The organism is Lentibacillus sediminis (assembly GCF_002763455.1).
Lineage (GTDB): Bacteria > Bacillota > Bacilli > Bacillales > Amphibacillaceae > Lentibacillus_D > Lentibacillus_D sediminis_A.
On the sequence record NZ_NIXK01000001.1, the window covers coordinates 290,346 to 309,516 of the forward strand.

Below are 19,171 nucleotides of genomic sequence, written 5' to 3' on the forward strand. Positions count from 1 at the left end.
TGCATATAGTAAAAAACAGGCCGATCCTGTTCGTGGAATCGACCTGTTTTTTCTAACATATTCTTCTTACAACGCTTCACGAATCACCCGCTTATAATACAATACCGATAACATACCAAAGATCGAATACAAGGCAGTATACACAATCATCACAAAGATCATCGGCGTCCAGAGCTCAGTTCCGAACAGGAACCAGCCGGACTTAACTGCGAAATAACTGTGGAAGAGTTCCGATGACGAGCGGAATGCCAAAATTAAACGCCCGCTTCATCTGAATCCCGCGCAGCAGATCGCCCCGGGTAAAGCCTAGTTTGCGTAAAATGGTATAGCTGCCTTTTTCATCTTCACTTTCATCCATTCGTTTAAAGTATAGGATGCATCCTGAAGTGATCAGAAAAGCCAGGCCCAGAAAGCCGACGATGAACATGTAGACGCCCATGTTCATTTTTTGGTTGGTGCTGGTTGCCAAACGCGACGCATTTCCGGCAAACTCAGAAGCAGTATCGATTTCCTGAAACACCTCATTCGCTTCTTCCATGTCGGAAGTATCCTGTAAATTAATGCCGGTATATACGGAGTCCGTGGCAGCCTCCGTGTCCTTTTTCAGTTCTTCAAATGTTATATGATCCACCACCGCGACGGGCAAGCCGCCGTCTGTGTAATAAAGCGGAAGAACGGAGTCATCATGGAGCCCCAGGTAGGTTTGTTCCACACTCGTTTCTTCAATCCGTCCGGAGTCTTTAAGAGGCATCACCCGGCAAAGTGGTAATTCAACTCTGACGGGTGCCTGCCAATACATTATTTAAATATCAAACTCTCCAAATCTCTCGAGTATTCAGTAATGACTTCAGTGCCCTTTTCCCTCAGCACTACCGTATCCGAATGTCTGAATCCGCCGACTCCCGGAATATAAATACCTGGTTCGACGCAGAACACCATACCGGCCTGCAATTCTAGATCGTTGTCGAATCTGAGTGATGGTTCTTCGTGCTGGCCGATTCCTATGCCATGACCGGTTCTATGAGAGACGTATTCCTCAAGTCCCGCTTCCCTGATAACTTCCAAAGCTGCCGCATTCACTTCCCTAGCAGTGACGCCGACTTTGATGAAGTCCAATGCTGCCTCATGCGCACGGAGCATGACATCAAAAACTTCTTTCTGTCTTTCTGTCGGCTCTCCCACAAAGAAAGTCCGCTCACATTCTGCCCGATAGCCGTTAAGGCCTACCTGCCTGCTGTGGATGATGATGTCCCCATCTTCTAATTTTCTTGTATTTGAGAAGACATGCGGCATGTTCGTCCGCTCAATCCCTGACGGCGACATAACGAAGTAATCCAATGTAGAATCCGTGTATTTCTTTGAAATTTCTTCGAATAAAAACTGGTTGCCGTAATAATCGATTTCCAGTTCTGACTGGTAGGATCCTGAATTCTCCAATGTGTGCTTCAATGCATCGCTGACCAGTTCACCGGATTTTTTAACCATCTCTATCTCTTCATCCGACTTGATGGCCCGCAGGTCTACAATACTCCTGCCAATATCCTCAATCCGGAATCCTTTTTCCTGTACCCTGAAAGTAAAATTAGTCGGCAGCGAACCATATTCAATCCCAATCTTGCTTCCGTCATCCAATTTCAGCAGCACCTGATCAAACAGCTCACGATAATCTGTACTTTTCTCAGAACTCTCTTCGACTTCATGATACACATAAAGTGCATCCACATCCGTCTTCTCTCGGGCATGATTCTCTTCCAGATTCGGTATGATCAGACTTTGACGCGTATGCTCAACAATCAAAATAATCGGCCTCGAATAAGTAATGGCCTTCAATCCGCTGAAGTAAAACTGATTTTCAAAATTAAAGATAATCGAGGCATCCAAACCCTTCTGGTCCATGACCTTTCTTAAACACTCAATTCTCTCAGCAGTTTCCATCATTCAGCCGCACCTTTCATTTTTTCATCGTTTTTCGCAGTAAACATTGTGACAACAACAAGTACGATGATTGCCGCCGGTACAGAAATGATTACGGAGTTTATGCCCGTCGACTCTACATAGAAGAACTCCCAGAACAGTGTCACGATGAGCCCGGTTGCCATTGAAGATAATCCGGCAGGTTTAGTGACTTTAGGATACAGGAACACTGCCAGCAGCGCTGGTGTGATTCCGGCACCGTATACTGTATAGGCATACATTTGTACAGAAAGTATTGTCGGAAAGTACATCGTGAGCAGGAATGAAATGATTCCGAGTACAGGAATCAGTATTCTTGTGTAAACGAGTTTCTGGTGATCGGTAATATCCTTCTTCATGTATTTTCCGAAAAAGTCGTATATCACGCTTGTTGCAGCAGATAACAGATAGGAGTTACCCGTCGTTACGATAAATGCAGTAAGCGCAGCAATCAATACGCCGCCGATTGCGACCGGTAGTACACTTGTCAGTGCAATCAATGCCATCCCTGGGTCGACGTCCGGGAATAAAGACCGTGAGATGAATGCAAGGATGGAGATGATCGGTGTAATGATGATAAGTCCAAGAATCCATCCCGCTGTACCGAGTTTAGTCGAACTGTCGTTTTGAGAAGCTGTCATCCTCTGATAGATGTTCTGGTCACCAAGCAATAGGAATAATGTCGGCAGATAATAACCCATCAATTGGATGAAGCTAAGTGAACCTGTCAGTGACATATGACTGTCCGGCACATTTGAAGTGATTTCACCCCAACCGCCTCCAATTGACAGGGCGATCGGCAAGGCGATGATGAGTCCGATTACCACTAGAAACGCACTGGCCGCATCCGTAGGCGCAACAGACATCAGGCCACCGACACATGCCAGAAAGATGATGATGGCTGCTGCGATTATCGTTCCCATTTCAACAGAAACACCTGTAGATATATTCAGGATAAAACCAAGACCCTGATACTGGTATGAAACGATGCCGACGAACGCCAGAATGATGATCAATGCCGCCAGCAGGCTGGCCCATCTTCCGTATTTCACTTCAAGTATTTCCGCTACAGTATATTTACCATAGTGTTTAATTTTGGACGAAATAAGAAAAATGGTCCCGATACCGATAAGCGACGGCAGCGTGGACATCAGTGCCGGCCATAGTCCGAATGAGTATGCGAGCGAGTTTTGCCCCCCTGTAACAGAACCACTGCCGACCCAAGTCGCAAGCAGTGTCCCCATTAGGACAACCGGTCCAAGCGACTTTCCTGCAAGTATGAAGTCCTCACTAGAGCTGATTTTCTTCGAGTAGACTACTCCGAGTATTAACATAAAAATACCATAACCTATGACAAACCAAATGAGTATCGGCTGATTGGTAAATTCCATAAAATCTCCCCTTTGTTTGATACAACCCAATATTTTTTTCCATTCTAACATAACAAGATTTCAATTTTCATTTCTCATTCGTTTTAATTCTGTTTTTCTTCGTAGTCTTATACATATAGAAGAATAAAATTTGTCTTTTTTTCGGGATTTTTAATATTTAGCTTGAAACGGTTTGAATAAGTTCCTCCTTACGCTTTTGCTAATTGACCCTATTTATTTTATAAACCTATTGAGCGTCTGAGAGCACTACACCCAAAAACCCTCCTACTTTACCTATTATTCTTAATAATTTATATTTAAACCATGATACATATAAGAAAGGCGACATCAGATTCCCATAAAAGGGTGACAACATGAACATTACCTATCTGCTCTTCTTCCTCTGCATCATCGTCTGCACGTTAATCATCACCTACTGGGCAGCGAGGCAGAGCAAGACGACGAATCAGTTTTATATTGCGGCCGGAAGTCTGACAGGAATGCAGAACGGTATGGCAATTGCCGGGGACTATATCAGTGCGGCGTCGTTTCTGGGGATTGTCGGAACGGTGGCACTAAACGGGTTTGATGGATTTTTGTATGCGATTGGATTCTTGGTTTCCTACCTAATTGTCTTATTTTTTATTGCTGAGCCGGTGCATCGCCTGGGGAGATATTCACTCGGGGATGTGATTTGCGCGCGTTTTCCATCTGATAGAGTAAGAGGAACGATGGCTGTGGGCACACTGGTGATTTCCGTGCTTTATATGATTCCCCAGCTCGTTGCGGCGGGGCTCTTGATCCGGTTGCTGCTGGATATTAATTATTCCACTTCAGTTTTGATTATTGGAAGTCTGATGACGATTTACGTGGTGTTTGGCGGGATGTTTGCGACGTCTTGGGTGCAAATTGTGAAAACCGTGCTGCTCCTGTCCGGGACCTTTTTACTGTCACTGATTGTCTTTTCCCGGTTTGACTGGAACGTAGCGGCACTGATTCAAGAGGTGCAGCTCGGCACTCCGCTGGGTGAGCAGTTTTTTCTGCCTGGAAATTTATTTGATGAACCATTGGAAACCCTGTCACTGCAGCTTGCTTTAATTCTCGGAACGGCGGGGCTGCCGCATATTCTGATTCGCTTTTTCACCGTCCGAAACACGAAGGAAGTGCGGAAATCCCTGCTCACTTCCACCGGAATCATTGGACTGTTTTACATCATCACCCTCATTTTGGGACTTGGTGCGGTGGCGCTGGTCGGGTATCAGCAGCTGATCACGCTTGATCCGACAGGCAATTTGGCGGCACCTCTCTTGGCCGGTCAGCTGGGCGGTGATTTTCTGATGGCGTTTATCTCGGCGATTGCTTTTACGACGATTGTGGCTGTAGTTGCCGGATTGGTGATTTCTGCGACGACTGCCTTCTCCCATGATATTTATTACCACATCATGAAAAAAGGGCGGACAACGGAAAAAAGGCAGGTTCGCGCAGCGCAGGTATCGGCATTCATTATTGGGCTGGTTTCCACTTTGTTTGCGCTTGGGTTGAAAAACATCAATGTGACGTTTCTAGTTTCTTTAACTTTTATTGTTGCAGCATCAAGCAATTTGCCGGTCCTGCTTTTCACGATTTATTGGAAGCGTTTTAACCGGGCTGGGGCTGTTACAGGGATGATTAGTGGACTTGTCGGGGCGTTTGTTCTGGTCCTGTTTGGGCCGCATATTATGCATCCGGTTGACGGCTGGATTCCACATGAGCCGTTAATTCCACTCAATAATCCCGGCATTATCGCTATTCCGCTCGGTTTTCTGGGCGCCTATTTAGGCACGGTATTTTCCGGAAAACCACAAGAGAATGCCGCAGATTTCGCGAAATTCACCGTAAAGGCGCACACCGGTGCAGGGGGTGATCGCCGATGATGGAACTGACGATTACGCTGTTTGAAAGGCTGGGCCTGTTATTGGTGATTGCTTTCGTACTGACGAGAATTCCAGGGTTCCGTTCGCTGATTTATCGGGAGTTCAGTGGGAAGATGGCGCTGATTCATGCCGGGGTGTTTGGCTTGTTTGGGGTTGCCGGCACGATTACGGGGGTTGTGATAACGGAAGATTTCACAGTGTTGAGGGACTTCATCTGGACAGTGGAGGATGATCAGATGGTAGTCAGCTCCAGTCTTGTTGCGATTGTGATTGCCGGGCTTTTGGGCGGGCCGCTGGTTGGTGTCGGAGCTGGGATCATTGCCGGCGCGCATCTGTTTCTGCTCGGCGGAGTCGGCTTTTTGGCCAACAGTCTGGTCAACCCGCTGACTGGGCTCTTGGCAGGGTATACCGCCCGGTTCTTTTCCCGGGAAAGGGTAATCTCACCGATGAAGGCCCTGTTCATAGGTGTTTTCCCGCCAATTTTGCTGATTCATTTCCTGCTGATTTTCGATACTGGGGCAAGGGATATGATTGCGGTCGTCAACACGATTGGCTTGCCTGTGGTGCTGTCCAACAGTATTGCAATTGCAATTTTTACCGCGATGATCGGGATTGTTCTCAGGGAACAGGAAAATGAGGCGGCCCAGGCGGCGAGACAGGCGTTGGCACTGGCAGAGGAAGCCATTCCTTTTTTAAAAAACGACTCGATTGCTGAGCGGGCCAATGGTATTGCCGATCTCTTGCATGAGCGGCTGCAATTGGCGGCGGTTAGTGTCACAACGGAAAAGGAAATCATGGCACATCGCGGGCTGGGGAGCGACCATCATCTGGTGGGCAATCAAATTACCACCGCACTGTCCAAGCGGGCGATTGCTGCGGGGGAGATGCTTATCGCTCATTCCCAGGAGGAGATCGAGTGTCAGCAGGAAAAATGCCCATTGGAGGCAGCGATCATCATTCCGATTATGGAAGGAAATGAAGCGACAGGATTGATTAAGCTGTATTTTAAGAAAGCCCAGCAAATTCGTCCGGTGGAGGAGATGCTGGCAAGGGGTCTTGGGCAATTAATTTCCAATCAGCTGAAGACGTTTAAAGGGGAGCGGCTGGAACTGTACAGCCGTGATGCTGAGCTTCGCAATCTGCAGGCGCAAATCAATCCGCACTTTCTGTTTAATACGCTTCATCTGATTGCCGCACTAATTCGTAAAGATCCCGCCGGGGCCCGTCATATCACGGTAAAGCTGGCTCACTTTATGCGGTTTAATATAAAATTAGTCTCTGCACAGCTGATTTCCCTGGAAAAAGAATGTGAGCATGTGCAGGCCTATATCGATATCATTCAGCGGCGTTTTTCCAGCCGTTTGGAGATCCGATTTTCGCAGCCGGAGGGGCTGAAAGAGCTTTCCATTCCGCCATCGACCATTCAGCCTCTTGTCGAAAACAGTGTGCAGCACGGGCTGGCTGCGGTTACGGAAGGCGGGAAAATTGATGTAAGTATGGAGAAAGTTGGTGACCACGTCCTGGTTAGCGTACGGGATAATGGCATTGGTTTCCCGGAGGATGTTATCCGGCAGGCCGGGGAGGCAGTCAGGACGGAAAAGAAAAACAGCGGAACAGGTTTATACAATGTCAACCAGCGTCTGATCAGCCTGCTGGGGGAAGAAGCGCGACTTGTGGCAAGAAATCTGCCAGGGGGCGGTAGTGTAGTGAGTTTTCAAATTCCAGTTAAAAGGGAGAAGGTTGCGCAATGAACATACATGTGATGATCTGTGAGGATGAAGAGCTGGCACGGGAGGAACTGATGTATTTACTGGAAAATGAGCCGGATGTGATTGCCTGCCCTGTTGCCGCAACAGGAGAGCAGCTAATCGACTTATACGTAGAGCATGAACCCGATGTGATCTTTCTGGACGTTCATATGCCGGGCATGCATGGGGTGGAGGCAGCGAAAAAGATTACCGAACTTGCTTACCTGGACCCGCCGCTGTTCATCTTCACCACCGCTTACGAGGATTATGCCGTGACAGCATTTGAAATCGAAGCGGTCGACTATATGCTAAAGCCGTATGATGCGGAGCGTTTTCAGACAGCGATGCAGCGGGCGCGCAATAAACTGGACCAGTTGGAAGCGAAAAAAGAAGCGGCTGCCTCCGAGCATCAGTGGGCACCGGCGCCGGGTAAACTGCTGATTGATGATGAGGAGCGGATGATCGTGGTGGCACCGGAATCGATCTATTATGCTGTCCCTTTTAAACGGATGCTGGAAATACATACAGAGGATCAGGTGATCGTCAGCAAAATGACCCTGCAGGAATTAGAAGATAAACTTAAGGGACATTCCTTTTTCCGGACACACCGGAGCTATCTGGTGAATCTGAATCATGTGCAGGAAATTACGCCATGGTTTAATGGCACAAGCAATGTGACCTTAAAGGATAAAAACCAGACGACGATACCAGTAAGCCGTGCCGCGAGGAAGCAATTATTTACTATTTTCAGCAACTGATGAACGGATGGCGACCATTCATGCATGCATATCGACCATTGAGCGGATTTTCCCCACAAATGGGTTCTTCTTCTTTATACTCTCAGTAAGCGCTTACAAAAAGGAGGAAACATATGGCTTTAGAAAAAGAAAAAAGGCAGCAGACGGAAAAAGAGATCGATTACGAAAAAGTGGTTCAAAGCTCTTCATTCAAACAATTTATGCAGGACAAAAAGAAATTTATCATTCCATGGACGATTTTTTTCCTGGTCTTTTATTTTCTGCTGCCGATTTTGACATCTTACACGACGTTCCTGAACACACCGGCAATTGGGGATATTTCCTGGGTCTGGCTGTTTGCCTTTGCGCAGTTTGTGATGACATGGGTGCTGTGCATCGTTTATGTGAAGAAGGCGAATTCCTTTGATAAGCAGGCAGATGAGATCCTCGAAAAAATGCAGGAAGGAGGCGATGACAAATGAGTGCGACAGTCATTATTCTGTTTCTGGCGATTGTCCTCCTGACGCTGGTGATTACCTATTTTGCAGCAAAGCAGACGCAAACCGCCGGTGATTTCTATACGGCTGGCGGGGGGCTGTCCGGGCTGCAAAACGGGCTCGCCATTTCGGGGGATTACTTGTCGGCCGCTTCTTTCTTGGGTATTGCCGGGGCGATTGCCCTTTATGGCTTTGATGGATTCTTCTACAGCATTGGCTTTTTGATAGCCTATTTGGTTGTTATGTTTCTGGTTGCCGAACCGCTGAGAAATCTGGGAAAATACACGCTTGCAGATATGATCAATTCCCGTTTTGATGCGCGGAAAGTAAGGGGAACCGCAGCGCTGAACACCGTGACGATCAGCATTTTCTATATGATCGCACAACTTGTTGGGGCAGGTGCGCTGATTCAGCTTTTATTCGGAATCGATTACTGGCTGGCCGTTCTGATTGTCGGTGTCATGATGACGATTTACGTACTGTTTGGGGGAATGACGGCGACAAGCTGGGTGCAGATTGTGAAAGCCGTGCTTCTCATGGCAGGTATGCTGGTCATGTCGTTTCTCGTGTTGCTGCGATTTAACTTTAACATTGGGCAAATGTTCACGGATATGAAGACAGCTACCAGTCATGGAGCGGCCTATTTGGAGCCGGGGCTGCAGTATACCGAGCCGCTGGGGACGATCTCCCTCATGCTCGCGCTTGTTCTTGGTACTGCCGGATTACCGCATATTCTCATGCGCTTTTTCACCGTAAGGGATGCCAAAACGGCACGAAGCTCGGTGATCACGGCAACATGGGTGATTGGTATCTTTTATGTTTTAACCTTGTTTCTCGGGTTTGGCGCGGCTGCCTTTGTCGGGGAGAGTGCGATTCTCCAGGCAAACCCGGCAGGAAATATGGCAGCGCCACTGCTGGCACAGGCCTTGGGCGGAGATTTCCTGTTCGCGTTTATCTCAGCGGTCGCGTTTGCCACGATCCTGGCCGTTGTCGCAGGCCTTGTGCTCTCAGGAGCTTCTGCATTTGCCCATGATTTATATGGCCAAATCATCAAGAAGGGGAAAGCCTCGGAAAAAGAGCAGGTAGTGGCCGCGCGTGTAGCTTCTCTGGCCGTATCGGTGCTGGCCATTGTGCTCGCATTGTTCGCGCAATACCTGAATGTGGCATTCCTAGTCTCGCTCGCTTTCTGTATTGCGGCAAGTGCCAATTTGCCGGTAATCCTGTACACCGTTTACTGGAAACGATTCAACACGTCAGGGGCAGTTACTGCGATGCTGAGCGGACTGATTTCCGCATTGGTGCTGGTGGCGATTAGCCCGAGTGTGTTTTCACCTGTAGAGGGAGCAGCTCTGTTTACCGGAGAACCGATCTTCCCGCTGGATAATCCGGCACTCGTTTCTGTGCCATTAGGCTTTTTAGGCGGTTATCTTGGGACGATTTTTTCTAAGGAGAATGATCTGAAACGCTATGCAGAGGTGAAAGTCAAAGCGAATACTGGGTATAAGTCGAGTGGTGCAAGTCATTAAGGAGGTGGTGCCTCGTCCCGGGTGGGGCGGGGCTTTTGTTTATTGTTGATGGGGTGGGTGTCCGCGGGGATCGAGAGAGCAGATGTCGGAATCGAGCGAGTGCACGTCGGAATCGGGCGACCTGCATGGTAAATCGGGCGAGTAACAGTCCAAATCGGGCGAATGGACCCGGAAGTCGGGCGAACATGCCTTCGAAACGGGCGAGTGGACGGTTAGATCGAGCGAACTTCCGCTGTAATCGAGCGATTCGCACGGCAAATCGCGCGGGCCGGACGCCAAATCGCGCGACCTCACTGCCTATCCCGCTCCCCTTCTTTAATAAACAACGAAATAACCAACCCTACAAAAGCCAGCGCACTCATCACAATAAACGCATCTGTTCCCCCGGCCAAAGTAGCCTCACTTTGAGACAAATCAGACCCACTGACACGAAAACTGATAATCGACGTCAGTACAATCACCCCAAACGCCAGCCCAAACTGGCGCACCGTATTGACAATTGCCGATCCATGCGCAATTTCCTCATCATTCAAAGCGTTCATGCCCAACGTTACGAGTGGCATCAGTGTCAGCCCGAATCCGAACATAAATACGCAGAAGTAAATAATGATCATATAAGGCTCTGTGTTCATTCCCATCGTGCTAAATAAAATCGTTGACACAAGAATGGATGCAAAACCGATGATCGTGATTACTTTGCCGCCATATTTGTCAAACAGGCCCCCGCCGACCAGTGACATGACCGAAAGCAGTACCGTCCCCGGAATTAACACGGCACCTGAGGTAAATGCAGAAGTCCCAAGCACAATCTGGCCAAACATCGGCAATATCGTTTCTGCTGACAATAACAGCATTGCGACCAAAAATACCAGCACCGTGGAAATGGCAAAAACAGGGGTTCGAAACACCCGCAGATTCAATGTCGGAACCTTGACTTTCAGTTGTCTCCAGACAAAGATCACCAAGAGGATCAGCCCCGCAGCCACAGACCCTATGACGCTCCAATGCCCAATTCCTACCACACTGGCCCGGCTGAAACCAAAAATAACTCCGGCAAATCCAAGTCCGGACAAGGCGATAGATAGGACATCCAGCTGGGAAGGACGCTGTGACGTGACATTTTTCATGAAAAACCACGCTGCAAACAACGCGATCAGTGCCAGTGGCAGCATGACCCAGAACAACGCATGCCAGCTAAACGCATCAATGATGATGCCGGAAAGGGAAGGGGCAGATGCCGGCGCGACATTAACCACCAGTCCCAAGAGTCCCATGGCAAAGCCTCTTTTATTTAGGGGGAAAACCGCCAGCAAAATGGTCTGCACGAGCGGCATCATGATCCCCGCACCAATCGCCTGCACGACTCTGGCAAATACGAGCACAACAAAGTTTGGCGCGATAATCCCAATAATTGTCCCCGCCACCAGCGTAATCAGAGAAAAAATCACCAGTGTTCTTGTCGAAAATGTATCGGATAAATACCCGGTCATCGGGATAAATATCACAGTGGTGAGCAAAAATGCGGTGGTCAGCCATTGCACCTGTGTTGCATTGATCCCAAAGTCTTCCATAATCGTCGGATAGGCCGTAATCAGGAGAAATTGGGTGAAGGTAAACAGGAACATGGATGACAGCACGATGGCCACGACGATATAATTTTCTTTTTGTGAATTGGATTGGGCTGTATTCATCGGAATTCCTCCTGTTTTTAATCTGTGGCAAAAAAAAGCGCATGGAGAGTAAATCTCCCAGCTTTTTGTGTTCATACGTATGTTTTTGTCGTGTTCAATTACTCACAAGTTTATCATAATGACGCAAAAACTTCAGAAAAACAGCTTAAAATTTCCATCGGAAGCACTGCAATTTATTATTTCACTTTTTCCATAATTGCGCTATAGTAGAGATAGGAATCGAGGCAAAGCGAGGGAGACGCATGGCCAGATGGAAAGTTTATCTCATTACTATTCTCGGAGCGGCATGCTGGGGGCTAATCGGATTATTTGTTGCGCCGCTGCAGAAAAGAGGATTCACGGCCTGGGACGTGGTCGCCATCCGGGCGGTGTTCACGTTTGTCTTCCTGATCCTAATTATGGGGCTGGTGCGGCCCAGCCAGCTGCGGACGCGGGCCAAGGATCACCTCTTTTTTGCCGGGGCGGGAGTTTTCAGCATTGCCTTTTTTAACTATTTTTATTTTGAAGTTTTCTCCCAAGCGAGTTTGTCGCTGGCGGTAACGCTTTTGTATACCGGGCCGCTGTTTGTCATGCTTCTTTCCCGTGTGTTTTTCAAAGAGCCGCTGACAATGCGAAAGGGCTGGGCGCTGGCGCTTGCCATCATCGGGTGCGCGTTTGCTGCAGGGCTGTTGCCATTTGGCCAGGCAGGTGTTTCTGCTGGGGTACTTGGCATGGGTCTGTTGTCAGGATTTTGCTATGCATTGTACAGCATATTCAGCAAGCCGGTTACAATAAGATACTCCGCACTCACGATCACCACGTATACATTTTTTTACACAAGTATTTTTTTGCTGTTGACGAGCGATATAACCAGTAAGCTGGGGCAATTTCGGCACCCGGATGTTTGGCTGGCGGCGGTGCTGCTGGCATTGGTAGCGACGGTTGCAGGATACGGGTTGTATACAACGGGTTTGACCTATTTGGAGGCAGGAAGGGCATCCATCCTGTCGACAGCCGAGCCGGTTGTGGCTGTGATCACGGGAGTGCTCTTCCTTGGAGATGTGCTGAGCGGCTGGCAGGTAATGGGGATTGTGCTGGTATTGTATGCAGCTGTGCTGGTGGCAAGAAGGGGGAGGACCCTGGCACAAGCTGAATTGAAGGAAGAACGTATTAATTAAACAAAAGGGGATGTTTTAGTTGGGTGAAAAACATTTAACACTGTCAGAAACAATGGAAAATGTTGAAAGGGTTTTTAACGAAAATCCTGAGCCGATTTCAGGGGTGAACCGAATCTATCAGTTTAATATTTTCGGTGAGGAGGAAGGCATTTTTCAGCTGCAACTGGAGGAGGGGAAGGCAAACGTTGTTGCGGGAACAGATGCTGTTGCTGACTCCACGCTGAAAATGTCGTTCGCCAACTTTCATAATTTCCTGGCGGGAAGATTGAACGGGACCACTGCGTTCATGACAGGAAAGTTGAAGATTGATGGGGATGTTGGCAAGGCTATTAAATTGGAGCAGATTTTGAAACAGTATGATTTGAGGCAGTAGGGTAAGAGAGCGGGGGTGTGTTGCCCTTGCTCTTTATCTATTACAATCAAAAGCGGGGAATGCAAATGAAAACTAGGTTCGTTTCTTTGTTGTCCCTTGTTGGAATTACCCTTTTTGGCTGTTCGGGAATGGCTGGGAAGGAGCCTCCAAAAGCTATGATCGAAGTAGAAAATAACGCTTTTGAAACGACATTGGGCAGTTATTGCTGGGATGGAAATGGTCAATCAACATGTGTTGATACAAATGGTTCAAAGCAGTTATTGCAAGGAAAAGATAAGATTAAAGTAAAACCTGGTGAAGAAATAACGTTTGCAATGGACTATGAGCCACAGCCGAATCAGTTCCACGTTTTACAGATAGGTAAAAATGAGGAAGTTGAAGTAAGTGTTACAAATAATAGTTTTAAAGCCCCTTTAGAAAAAGGCATTTATTATTATTCCTTTGCAGTGTGGTGGATGGATGAAGAGGTGGATAACCTGTCTCGTGGGAGTGCTGACTATCATTTTTTCATAAATGTTGAGTAAAATGGATTCCCATGCAGCACCGGGAATCTTTTCCTTTAGAACATTTATTTTGCTTCTTTATCTTTTTCGTCCTGCTTGTTTTTGCTGCCTCTGCAATGTCGCTTAACATGTATAACACGTTTGATTTCATGAATGACATGGCAGAAATGGTACAAGAGGGGCTGTCCGTCTGCCTTTACAAGAGTTATAAACTTTATTATGCTGAAGGTAGAAAAACTGCATAATCGACAAGCACTGGGGGAGCTGCCAATAGTGGCGGCTGAGAGGATATTGTATCTGACCCTTTGAACCCGATCTGGATAATACCAGCGTGGGGAAGTGCAGTTTACGACAGGCGTAACTACGCCATCAGTAGAATATACGTGTAAACTGCATTCCCGCGGGAGTGCAGTTTTTTTATATTTAAAATAAGGAGGAGAAAAACCATGACGAGCAACAGCTGCGGAACAAGCAGAATAGCGGGATGCCAGTTTACGCTGTTCCCGATGAGTGACAAGTTCGCCGATATTATTCTGGGGGCACTGGACGAAGTGGATACGTCAAAAGTATGGAAGGATACAGACGACGTGAGCACCTGCGTGCGCGGAAAGATGGTGCACGTGTTTGATGTGACTCAGGCGCTTTTCCTGCATGCGGCAAAGACGGGGGAGCATGTAGCGATGAGCGGTACGTTCTCCATCGGGTGTCCGGGGGATACAGAGGCGGATTCCTATATGGACGAGACGGATACACCGCTGAATGAAGAGAAATCCAGTCAAATCTCCCGGGAAGCGGGCTGTAAATTTTCCCTTTATCCGATGGGGAGGACGGATTATATGGATGCGATTTATGAACAGATTGATCTTTCCAAACACCGCAATATTAAGGTGAGTTCTGCCCATTACGCGACCAGGCTTGATGGGGATGTGAAGGATATCTTCCAAGCACTGCATCAGTCTTTTGACCGTGTTCAGGAAAAAGTATCGCATGTAACCATGACGTTTACCATTTCGGCGAATAGTCCGTCTAATAAGACATAGGAGGATGGATTCATGACGAACCAATGGAAATTGAAAGAAATTGTTCTGATGTCCATCCTGGGGGTGGTCTTTGGTGTTATTTATTTAGCATTCTTTCTGGTTGGCGAGGGACTTCGCAATGTTCTTGCGCCATTCGGACTGGCACCGTTTGGCTATGAGGTGATCTATGGCGTCTGGTTCATTGTTTCGATTATGGCTGCCTATATCCTGCGTAAGCCCGGAGTAGCTTTCACTGCAGAATTGATTGCAGGCGTGGTCGAAGTTTTACTCGGTTCGGCGGCAGGTCCTGGTCTGCTTCTTTCCGCTGCCATTCAGGGGGCAGGGGCGGAGCTTGTATTTGCCCTTACCGGCTGGAAAGATTACCGTTTGCGGATTCTTGTCCTTTCAGGTATGTCCGCTGCTGTGGTCAGTTTTGCCTGGCATTTGTATTCGGCCGGGATGATTGCCCTCGCACCATGGCTGATTGTCTCGACACTGGCCGTGAGGATTATCAGTGCTGCACTGATTTCAGGTGTCCTTGGCAAATGGCTCAGTGATCAGCTCGCCAAAACCGGTGTTCTCCGCGGTTATGCTTTGGGGAAAGAACTGCAGAGGAAGCGAAAATATGAAACGGCTTAATGGAAGGCAGCAGCCGGTTCTTGACGTAAGAAATTTTTCATTTTCATATGATGAAATCATCGAGCAGCCATTGTTTAACCGCCTGAACTTTACCTTGAACCAAAATGAAATCACGCTTTTGATGGGTGCGAGTGGTGCCGGAAAAAGCAGTCTTGCCTTATGTCTGAACGGGCTGTATCCGGAAGCTGTCGAAGGAACAGCTTCCGGGGATATCTTTTTTCAAGGAAAAAATATCCAGGAATTCGAGAGGGGAGAGCTTACAAAGGAAATCGGCATTGTTTTTCAGGATCCGGAAAGCCAATTCTGCATGATTACGGTGGAAGATGAGCTGGCATTCACCTTGGAAAATAGAAAAATTCCTGCTTCTGCGATCCGCAAGAAGATTATGGAGATGCTGAAGGCAGTCGGGATGGAAGGATTTGAGAGACATAAAATCCACGAACTATCGGGTGGGGAGAAACAGAAAATCGCTCTTGCCGCCGTCCTTCTGCTTGAACCGAAAATCCTGATTCTTGATGAGCCGACGGCAAATATGGATCCGCTATCCAGCCTGGAATTTATCCGACTGGTGGAAGAGATCCAAAATGTGCCGCAGATGTCTGTCTTGATTATTGAACACCAGGCCAGGGATTGGTTCGAAATGATTGACCGTATCCTGCTGATCGGGCGTGATGGCCACCTATTGGCAGATGATGTTCCAAAGCATTTGTTCACGAAACAGAAGCGGCTACTAAAACGGGAAGGCGTGTTTTTGCCGGGAGAGTTCTCGGAGGTGCCCGCTTTTCGGGAGAGCAGGACACAGACTTCACCATCGGCGGAATATGTCCTTTCCGTCCGGGGTCTGTCCTTTTCCCGACGGAAGCAAGAAGTGTTGAAGAATGTGAATATGGATGTCCGTTGCGGGGAGTTTGTGGTCATCGCCGGAGAGAACGGAGCAGGGAAATCCACCTTGATTCAGGTGATGGCCGGTCTCCTTTCTCCTGATGCGGGGGAGGTTTTCTTTTCCGGACGTCTGCTTAAAAAATGGAAAGAGAATGAACTCCGGAAGCGGATGGGGTTTGTATTTCAAAATCCTGAGCATCAATTTATAACGGACACCGTCTATGAAGAGCTGACCTTTGGCATGAAACGGAATGGCCTTTCCGAACAGGAAATGGAGACAGCTGCCGGGGAGTTAATGGAGCAGTTCCATTTAAAGGAGCTCGCGTCTTGCAATCCATTCGCCTTAAGCGGCGGGCAAAAGCGCAGACTGAGTGTAGCGACTGTACTTGATGCGACACCGGATATCCTTCTGTTTGATGAGCCGACATTCGGGCAAGACGCTGCGACCACGATGGAGTTGATGGATTATATCATGGCACTGCAGTCAAAGCGCAAGGCAATCGTGTTCGTTACCCATGATATGGATATTGCTGATGCCGCCGACCGTGTCGTTGTTTTTAAAGAGGGGGAAGTAGCATTCGATGGTATACCAGATTCTCTCTGGCAGAAAGAAGAGCTTATCCGCAGAGCAAGGCTGCGATTGCCGACAAGGCTCCGGAAAAAGGAGGGGGGATGACCTGTATGATCTCATCCATTAACCCGTCCATCAAGATGGTCGCTGTATTGATTCCGGGAATACTGCTCGGTCTGACCTATGATGTCTTCACGCCGTTATTATATTTGATGTTTATTCTGGTCGTCACGTTCACCATGACTGATATCCCGATTACTCGCTGGTTGAAGCTGTTCAGTCCATTTCTCATACTTGCTTCGGGCTTTGCCTGGACGACCATGCTTTATGCCAATCAGACCTTTTCCGGCGGCGAGACGCTTTTTAGCTTTTGGATTTTTGAGGTAACGGCCGGGAGTGTTCAGACAGGTATAAGTGTTGGCCTCAGGTCACTCTGCTTCGGCGCACTGTCTTTAATGTTTATTTTGACTACTGATTCAACAAAACTCATGCTCAGTTTCATGCAGCAATGTAAACTATCCCCGAAAATCACGTATGGCATCCTGGCCGGTTATCGGTTCCTGCCGATATTCCAGCATGAGCTGCAAATTATCAGACAGGCACATAGGATACGCGGCGTCACCCGGGAACAAGGGATCAAAGGGAGAGTCAATCAATTCCGCCGTTATGCCATTCCCCTATTGGCCAACGGCATCCGCAAGGCCGAGCGAGTCGCCATCGCGATGGAATCCAAAGGCTTCACAGGTGATCCTGATCGTACACATTACCGAAAAATGGTTGCCCGAAAGCGTGACTGGCTGTTTTTCGTACTGATGATTGGTGTTTTGATGACAGTATTCGCACTGTCGTATCACTTAGGGTATTTAAAAATATTCGGCAGACAATTTTAAAGTGATGCCAGTCTTATCGTTTATGTATAAGAGAAAGCTCTCCCGAAATGGGTAAGAGCTTTTTTCTTTATAAAATGAAATTTCTACTTTATTTTATGAACGGGTTTCATTTGCAAATGGAAGGGAATTATCCATACAGATAACAAATGAAAGGAAGGATTCATGCAATGCCACAGCAGCTGATACTTCGGGAACGGCCAAACGGAATGCCTGATGAGAATACGTTTGAGTTTAAGGAAATCGAGCGGGAAGCGCCGGGGGATGATGAGGTGCTGCTGAAAACCCTCTATGTTTCAGTGGATCCCTACATGCGCGGGAGGATGTCTGACGCTCCTTCCTATACTGCGCCATTTGAAGTCGGCGAACCGCTTGCCGGTGGGATCGTGGCTCAAGTCGTGGAAACGAAAAGTGATGATTTGGAGGAAGGAGACCTTGTCAGGGGAAACCTTGCTTTTCAGGAATTCAATGTGGAAAAAGCAGAAAACGTGAGCAAGGTACAGACCCATGGGCTCCGGCCAAGCGCAGCGCTCAGCATTTTGGGCATGCCTGCATTGACCGCCTATTTCGGTATTATGCATATCGGTGAGCCTAAGAAAGGAGAAACGGTCGTGGTCTCCGGGGCAGCCGGTGCGGTAGGACAAGTTGCCGGACAGCTGGCAAAACGTGCGGGCGCCCGCGTTGTCGGCATTGTCGGCTCAGCAGAAAAGGCCGCATATATCACAGAGACGCTCGGATATGATGCCGCCGTGGAATATAAAAATGGCGATGTTGGCGGGCAGCTGAGTGAGACTTGTCCGGACGGCATTGACGTTTATTATGAAAACGTCGGCGGGGAAATTTCCGATCATGTATGGCCACGTTTGAATACATTTGCCCGTGTGCCCGTCTGCGGCGCGATCTCGACTTATAATCTGGAGAAAGGCGAAAAGGATATCGGTCTGCGCGTGCAGCAATTTTTGATTAAATCACGCGTGAAGATGCAGGGCTTCATTGTCGGCGATTTTTCCGAGCATTTCGGTGAGGCGTATCGGGAATTGGCAAAAGCAGTGGAACAAGACGAACTGCATTATGAAGAGACGATCAAAGAAGGATTTGATAAAATTCCGGATGCATTTCTCGGGCTGTTTTCTGGTGAAAATATTGGGAAACAGCTGGTGAAAGTAGCGGATCCGGAGTAGATGGTGTCTTGGCCACCCGCTTTTGGCGGGTGGCTTTTATTTGTTGGGTGCGGTATATCGACCGGAAATGGGTAAATATCAACCCGAAGACAAGCAAATCAACCGGAAGTGGCGCAACATCAACCCGAGAGCAAAAACTTCACCCCGAAACAGTGCCCCATACCCCCGCAGCAGCCCCCATCCAAAAATTACTAGTAAACTATCACTTAACCATTGCATTCGATAAAATACTATGCTAGCATTAATTACAACATATTGATTGATTGAACAAAATTAATCACCATATATAGTATTCGAGCAAAGGTGACAAACCTTGTCTGAAAAGGGAATCCAGGTAAGCTGGAACTGCCCCCGCAACTGTCGTGTGGATGAACGGGAATCCACTGTATTGTAAGTTTTAGCTGGCAATACGGGAAGGACCCCAGTAGGAGGAAGCATAAGTCAGGATACCTGCCTTGGCTCATCAGAAATCAATTCTTCGGGGTGAGAGAATTTGAGGCGGACAACTATGCATTTTTTGCCGT

The 19,171-nt window shown here is 47.9% G+C and carries 16 protein-coding genes, 1 pseudogene and 2 riboswitches; of the genes and pseudogenes, 13 read left to right on the forward strand and 4 right to left on the reverse strand.

What is annotated here, in order from left to right; translation table 11 throughout:
* Positions 1–66: 66 nt before the first annotated feature.
* From CEG13_RS19325 to CEG13_RS01430, 3 genes and pseudogenes are all read right to left on the reverse strand, one after another.
* A pseudogene (locus CEG13_RS19325) lies at positions 67–457 on the reverse strand (bacitracin ABC transporter permease); the annotation flags it as partial.
* Positions 458–798: 341 nt separating this feature from the next.
* A complete protein-coding gene (locus CEG13_RS01425) occupies positions 799–1,938 on the reverse strand; it encodes a M24 family metallopeptidase (protein WP_338032997.1) in 1,140 nt (379 codons plus the stop codon).
* Positions 1,935–3,344 (reverse strand): sodium:solute symporter family protein, encoded by a 1,410-nt coding sequence (locus CEG13_RS01430; RefSeq protein WP_100009982.1) that lies wholly within the window; start codon positions 3,342–3,344, stop codon positions 1,935–1,937. The genes CEG13_RS01425 and CEG13_RS01430 overlap by 4 nt, the downstream gene beginning before the upstream one ends.
* Before the next feature lie 353 nt (positions 3,345–3,697).
* On the opposite strand from CEG13_RS01430, the gene CEG13_RS01435 reads away from it, so the two are divergent.
* The 5 genes from CEG13_RS01435 (at position 3,698) to CEG13_RS01455 (ending at position 9,744) form a co-directional block, all read left to right on the forward strand.
* Positions 3,698–5,236, forward strand: coding sequence for a solute symporter family protein (locus tag CEG13_RS01435; protein WP_100009983.1), 1,539 nt, complete (start codon positions 3,698–3,700; stop codon positions 5,234–5,236).
* Positions 5,233–6,987 carry a LytS/YhcK type 5TM receptor domain-containing protein gene (locus CEG13_RS01440; RefSeq protein WP_100009984.1) on the forward strand — a complete coding sequence of 585 codons (1,755 nt, stop codon included), beginning with the start codon at positions 5,233–5,235 and terminating at the stop codon, positions 6,985–6,987. Before CEG13_RS01435 ends, CEG13_RS01440 begins: the two co-directional genes overlap by 4 nt.
* Positions 6,984–7,742, forward strand: a complete 759-nt coding sequence (locus CEG13_RS01445; protein WP_100009985.1) for a LytR/AlgR family response regulator transcription factor — start codon at positions 6,984–6,986, stop codon at positions 7,740–7,742. Before CEG13_RS01440 ends, CEG13_RS01445 begins: the two co-directional genes overlap by 4 nt.
* Positions 7,743–7,855: 113 nt before the next feature.
* Positions 7,856–8,203: a DUF485 domain-containing protein gene (locus tag CEG13_RS01450; protein WP_100009986.1), complete on the forward strand. Its 348-nt coding sequence runs from the start codon at positions 7,856–7,858 to the stop codon at positions 8,201–8,203.
* Positions 8,200–9,744: a solute symporter family protein gene (locus CEG13_RS01455; protein ID WP_100009987.1), complete on the forward strand. Its 1,545-nt coding sequence runs from the start codon at positions 8,200–8,202 to the stop codon at positions 9,742–9,744. The genes CEG13_RS01450 and CEG13_RS01455 overlap by 4 nt, the downstream gene beginning before the upstream one ends.
* A 290-nt stretch (positions 9,745–10,034) precedes the next feature.
* On the opposite strand, the gene CEG13_RS01460 is transcribed toward CEG13_RS01455, so the two are convergent.
* Complete coding sequence (locus tag CEG13_RS01460) at positions 10,035–11,435, reverse strand: DHA2 family efflux MFS transporter permease subunit (RefSeq protein WP_100009988.1); 1,401 nt, start codon at positions 11,433–11,435, stop codon at positions 10,035–10,037.
* Between the two features lie 242 nt (positions 11,436–11,677).
* Between CEG13_RS01460 and CEG13_RS01465 the strand changes: the two genes are divergently transcribed.
* The 8 genes from CEG13_RS01465 (at position 11,678) to CEG13_RS01500 (ending at position 18,647) form a co-directional block, all read left to right on the forward strand.
* Complete coding sequence (locus CEG13_RS01465) at positions 11,678–12,592, forward strand: DMT family transporter (RefSeq protein ID WP_100009989.1); 915 nt, start codon at positions 11,678–11,680, stop codon at positions 12,590–12,592.
* Between the two features lie 19 nt (positions 12,593–12,611).
* Positions 12,612–12,965 carry an SCP2 sterol-binding domain-containing protein gene (locus tag CEG13_RS01470; RefSeq protein WP_239984533.1) on the forward strand — a complete coding sequence of 118 codons (354 nt, stop codon included), beginning with the start codon at positions 12,612–12,614 and terminating at the stop codon, positions 12,963–12,965.
* Positions 12,966–13,120: 155 nt separating this feature from the next.
* Positions 13,121–13,489, forward strand: coding sequence for a hypothetical protein (locus CEG13_RS01475; RefSeq protein ID WP_100009990.1), 369 nt, complete (start codon positions 13,121–13,123; stop codon positions 13,487–13,489).
* A 226-nt stretch (positions 13,490–13,715) separates the two neighbouring features.
* Positions 13,716–13,823: riboswitch (TPP riboswitch) on the forward strand.
* 91 nt (positions 13,824–13,914) lie between these two features.
* Positions 13,915–14,508: a YkoF family thiamine/hydroxymethylpyrimidine-binding protein gene (locus tag CEG13_RS01480; RefSeq protein WP_100009991.1), complete on the forward strand. Its 594-nt coding sequence runs from the start codon at positions 13,915–13,917 to the stop codon at positions 14,506–14,508.
* Between the two features lie 12 nt (positions 14,509–14,520).
* Positions 14,521–15,126, forward strand: a complete 606-nt coding sequence (locus CEG13_RS01485; protein ID WP_100009992.1) for an ECF transporter S component — start codon at positions 14,521–14,523, stop codon at positions 15,124–15,126.
* A complete protein-coding gene (locus CEG13_RS01490) occupies positions 15,113–16,684 on the forward strand; it encodes an ABC transporter ATP-binding protein (protein WP_100009993.1) in 1,572 nt (523 codons plus the stop codon). Before CEG13_RS01485 ends, CEG13_RS01490 begins: the two co-directional genes overlap by 14 nt.
* Before the next feature lie 5 nt (positions 16,685–16,689).
* Entirely contained in the window at positions 16,690–17,469 is a 780-nt protein-coding gene (locus CEG13_RS01495) for an energy-coupling factor transporter transmembrane component T family protein (protein WP_100010545.1), read from the forward strand.
* 167 nt (positions 17,470–17,636) lie between these two features.
* A complete protein-coding gene (locus CEG13_RS01500; RefSeq protein WP_100009994.1) occupies positions 17,637–18,647 on the forward strand; it encodes an NADP-dependent oxidoreductase in 1,011 nt (336 codons plus the stop codon).
* 284 nt (positions 18,648–18,931) lie between these two features.
* Positions 18,932–19,119: riboswitch (cobalamin riboswitch) on the forward strand.
* Positions 19,120–19,171: the final 52 nt, after the last annotated feature.

Coding starts and splice junctions, on each gene's coding strand:
- CEG13_RS01495 (WP_100010545.1), top strand. CDS start 16,690: ATGATCTCATCCATTAACCCGTCCATCAAGATGGTCGCTGTATTGATT.
- CEG13_RS01485 (WP_100009992.1), top strand. CDS start 14,521: ATGACGAACCAATGGAAATTGAAAGAAATTGTTCTGATGTCCATCCTG.
- CEG13_RS01425 (WP_338032997.1), bottom strand. CDS start 1,938: ATGATGGAAACTGCTGAGAGAATTGAGTGTTTAAGAAAGGTCATGGAC.
- CEG13_RS01490 (WP_100009993.1), top strand. CDS start 15,113: ATGAAACGGCTTAATGGAAGGCAGCAGCCGGTTCTTGACGTAAGAAAT.
- CEG13_RS01475 (WP_100009990.1), top strand. CDS start 13,121: ATGATCGAAGTAGAAAATAACGCTTTTGAAACGACATTGGGCAGTTAT.
- CEG13_RS01500 (WP_100009994.1), top strand. CDS start 17,637: ATGCCACAGCAGCTGATACTTCGGGAACGGCCAAACGGAATGCCTGAT.
- CEG13_RS01450 (WP_100009986.1), top strand. CDS start 7,856: ATGGCTTTAGAAAAAGAAAAAAGGCAGCAGACGGAAAAAGAGATCGAT.
- CEG13_RS01445 (WP_100009985.1), top strand. CDS start 6,984: ATGAACATACATGTGATGATCTGTGAGGATGAAGAGCTGGCACGGGAG.
- CEG13_RS01465 (WP_100009989.1), top strand. CDS start 11,678: ATGGCCAGATGGAAAGTTTATCTCATTACTATTCTCGGAGCGGCATGC.
- CEG13_RS01430 (WP_100009982.1), bottom strand. CDS start 3,344: ATGGAATTTACCAATCAGCCGATACTCATTTGGTTTGTCATAGGTTAT.
- CEG13_RS01455 (WP_100009987.1), top strand. CDS start 8,200: ATGAGTGCGACAGTCATTATTCTGTTTCTGGCGATTGTCCTCCTGACG.
- CEG13_RS01460 (WP_100009988.1), bottom strand. CDS start 11,435: ATGAATACAGCCCAATCCAATTCACAAAAAGAAAATTATATCGTCGTG.
- CEG13_RS01435 (WP_100009983.1), top strand. CDS start 3,698: ATGAACATTACCTATCTGCTCTTCTTCCTCTGCATCATCGTCTGCACG.
- CEG13_RS01440 (WP_100009984.1), top strand. CDS start 5,233: ATGATGGAACTGACGATTACGCTGTTTGAAAGGCTGGGCCTGTTATTG.
- CEG13_RS01480 (WP_100009991.1), top strand. CDS start 13,915: ATGACGAGCAACAGCTGCGGAACAAGCAGAATAGCGGGATGCCAGTTT.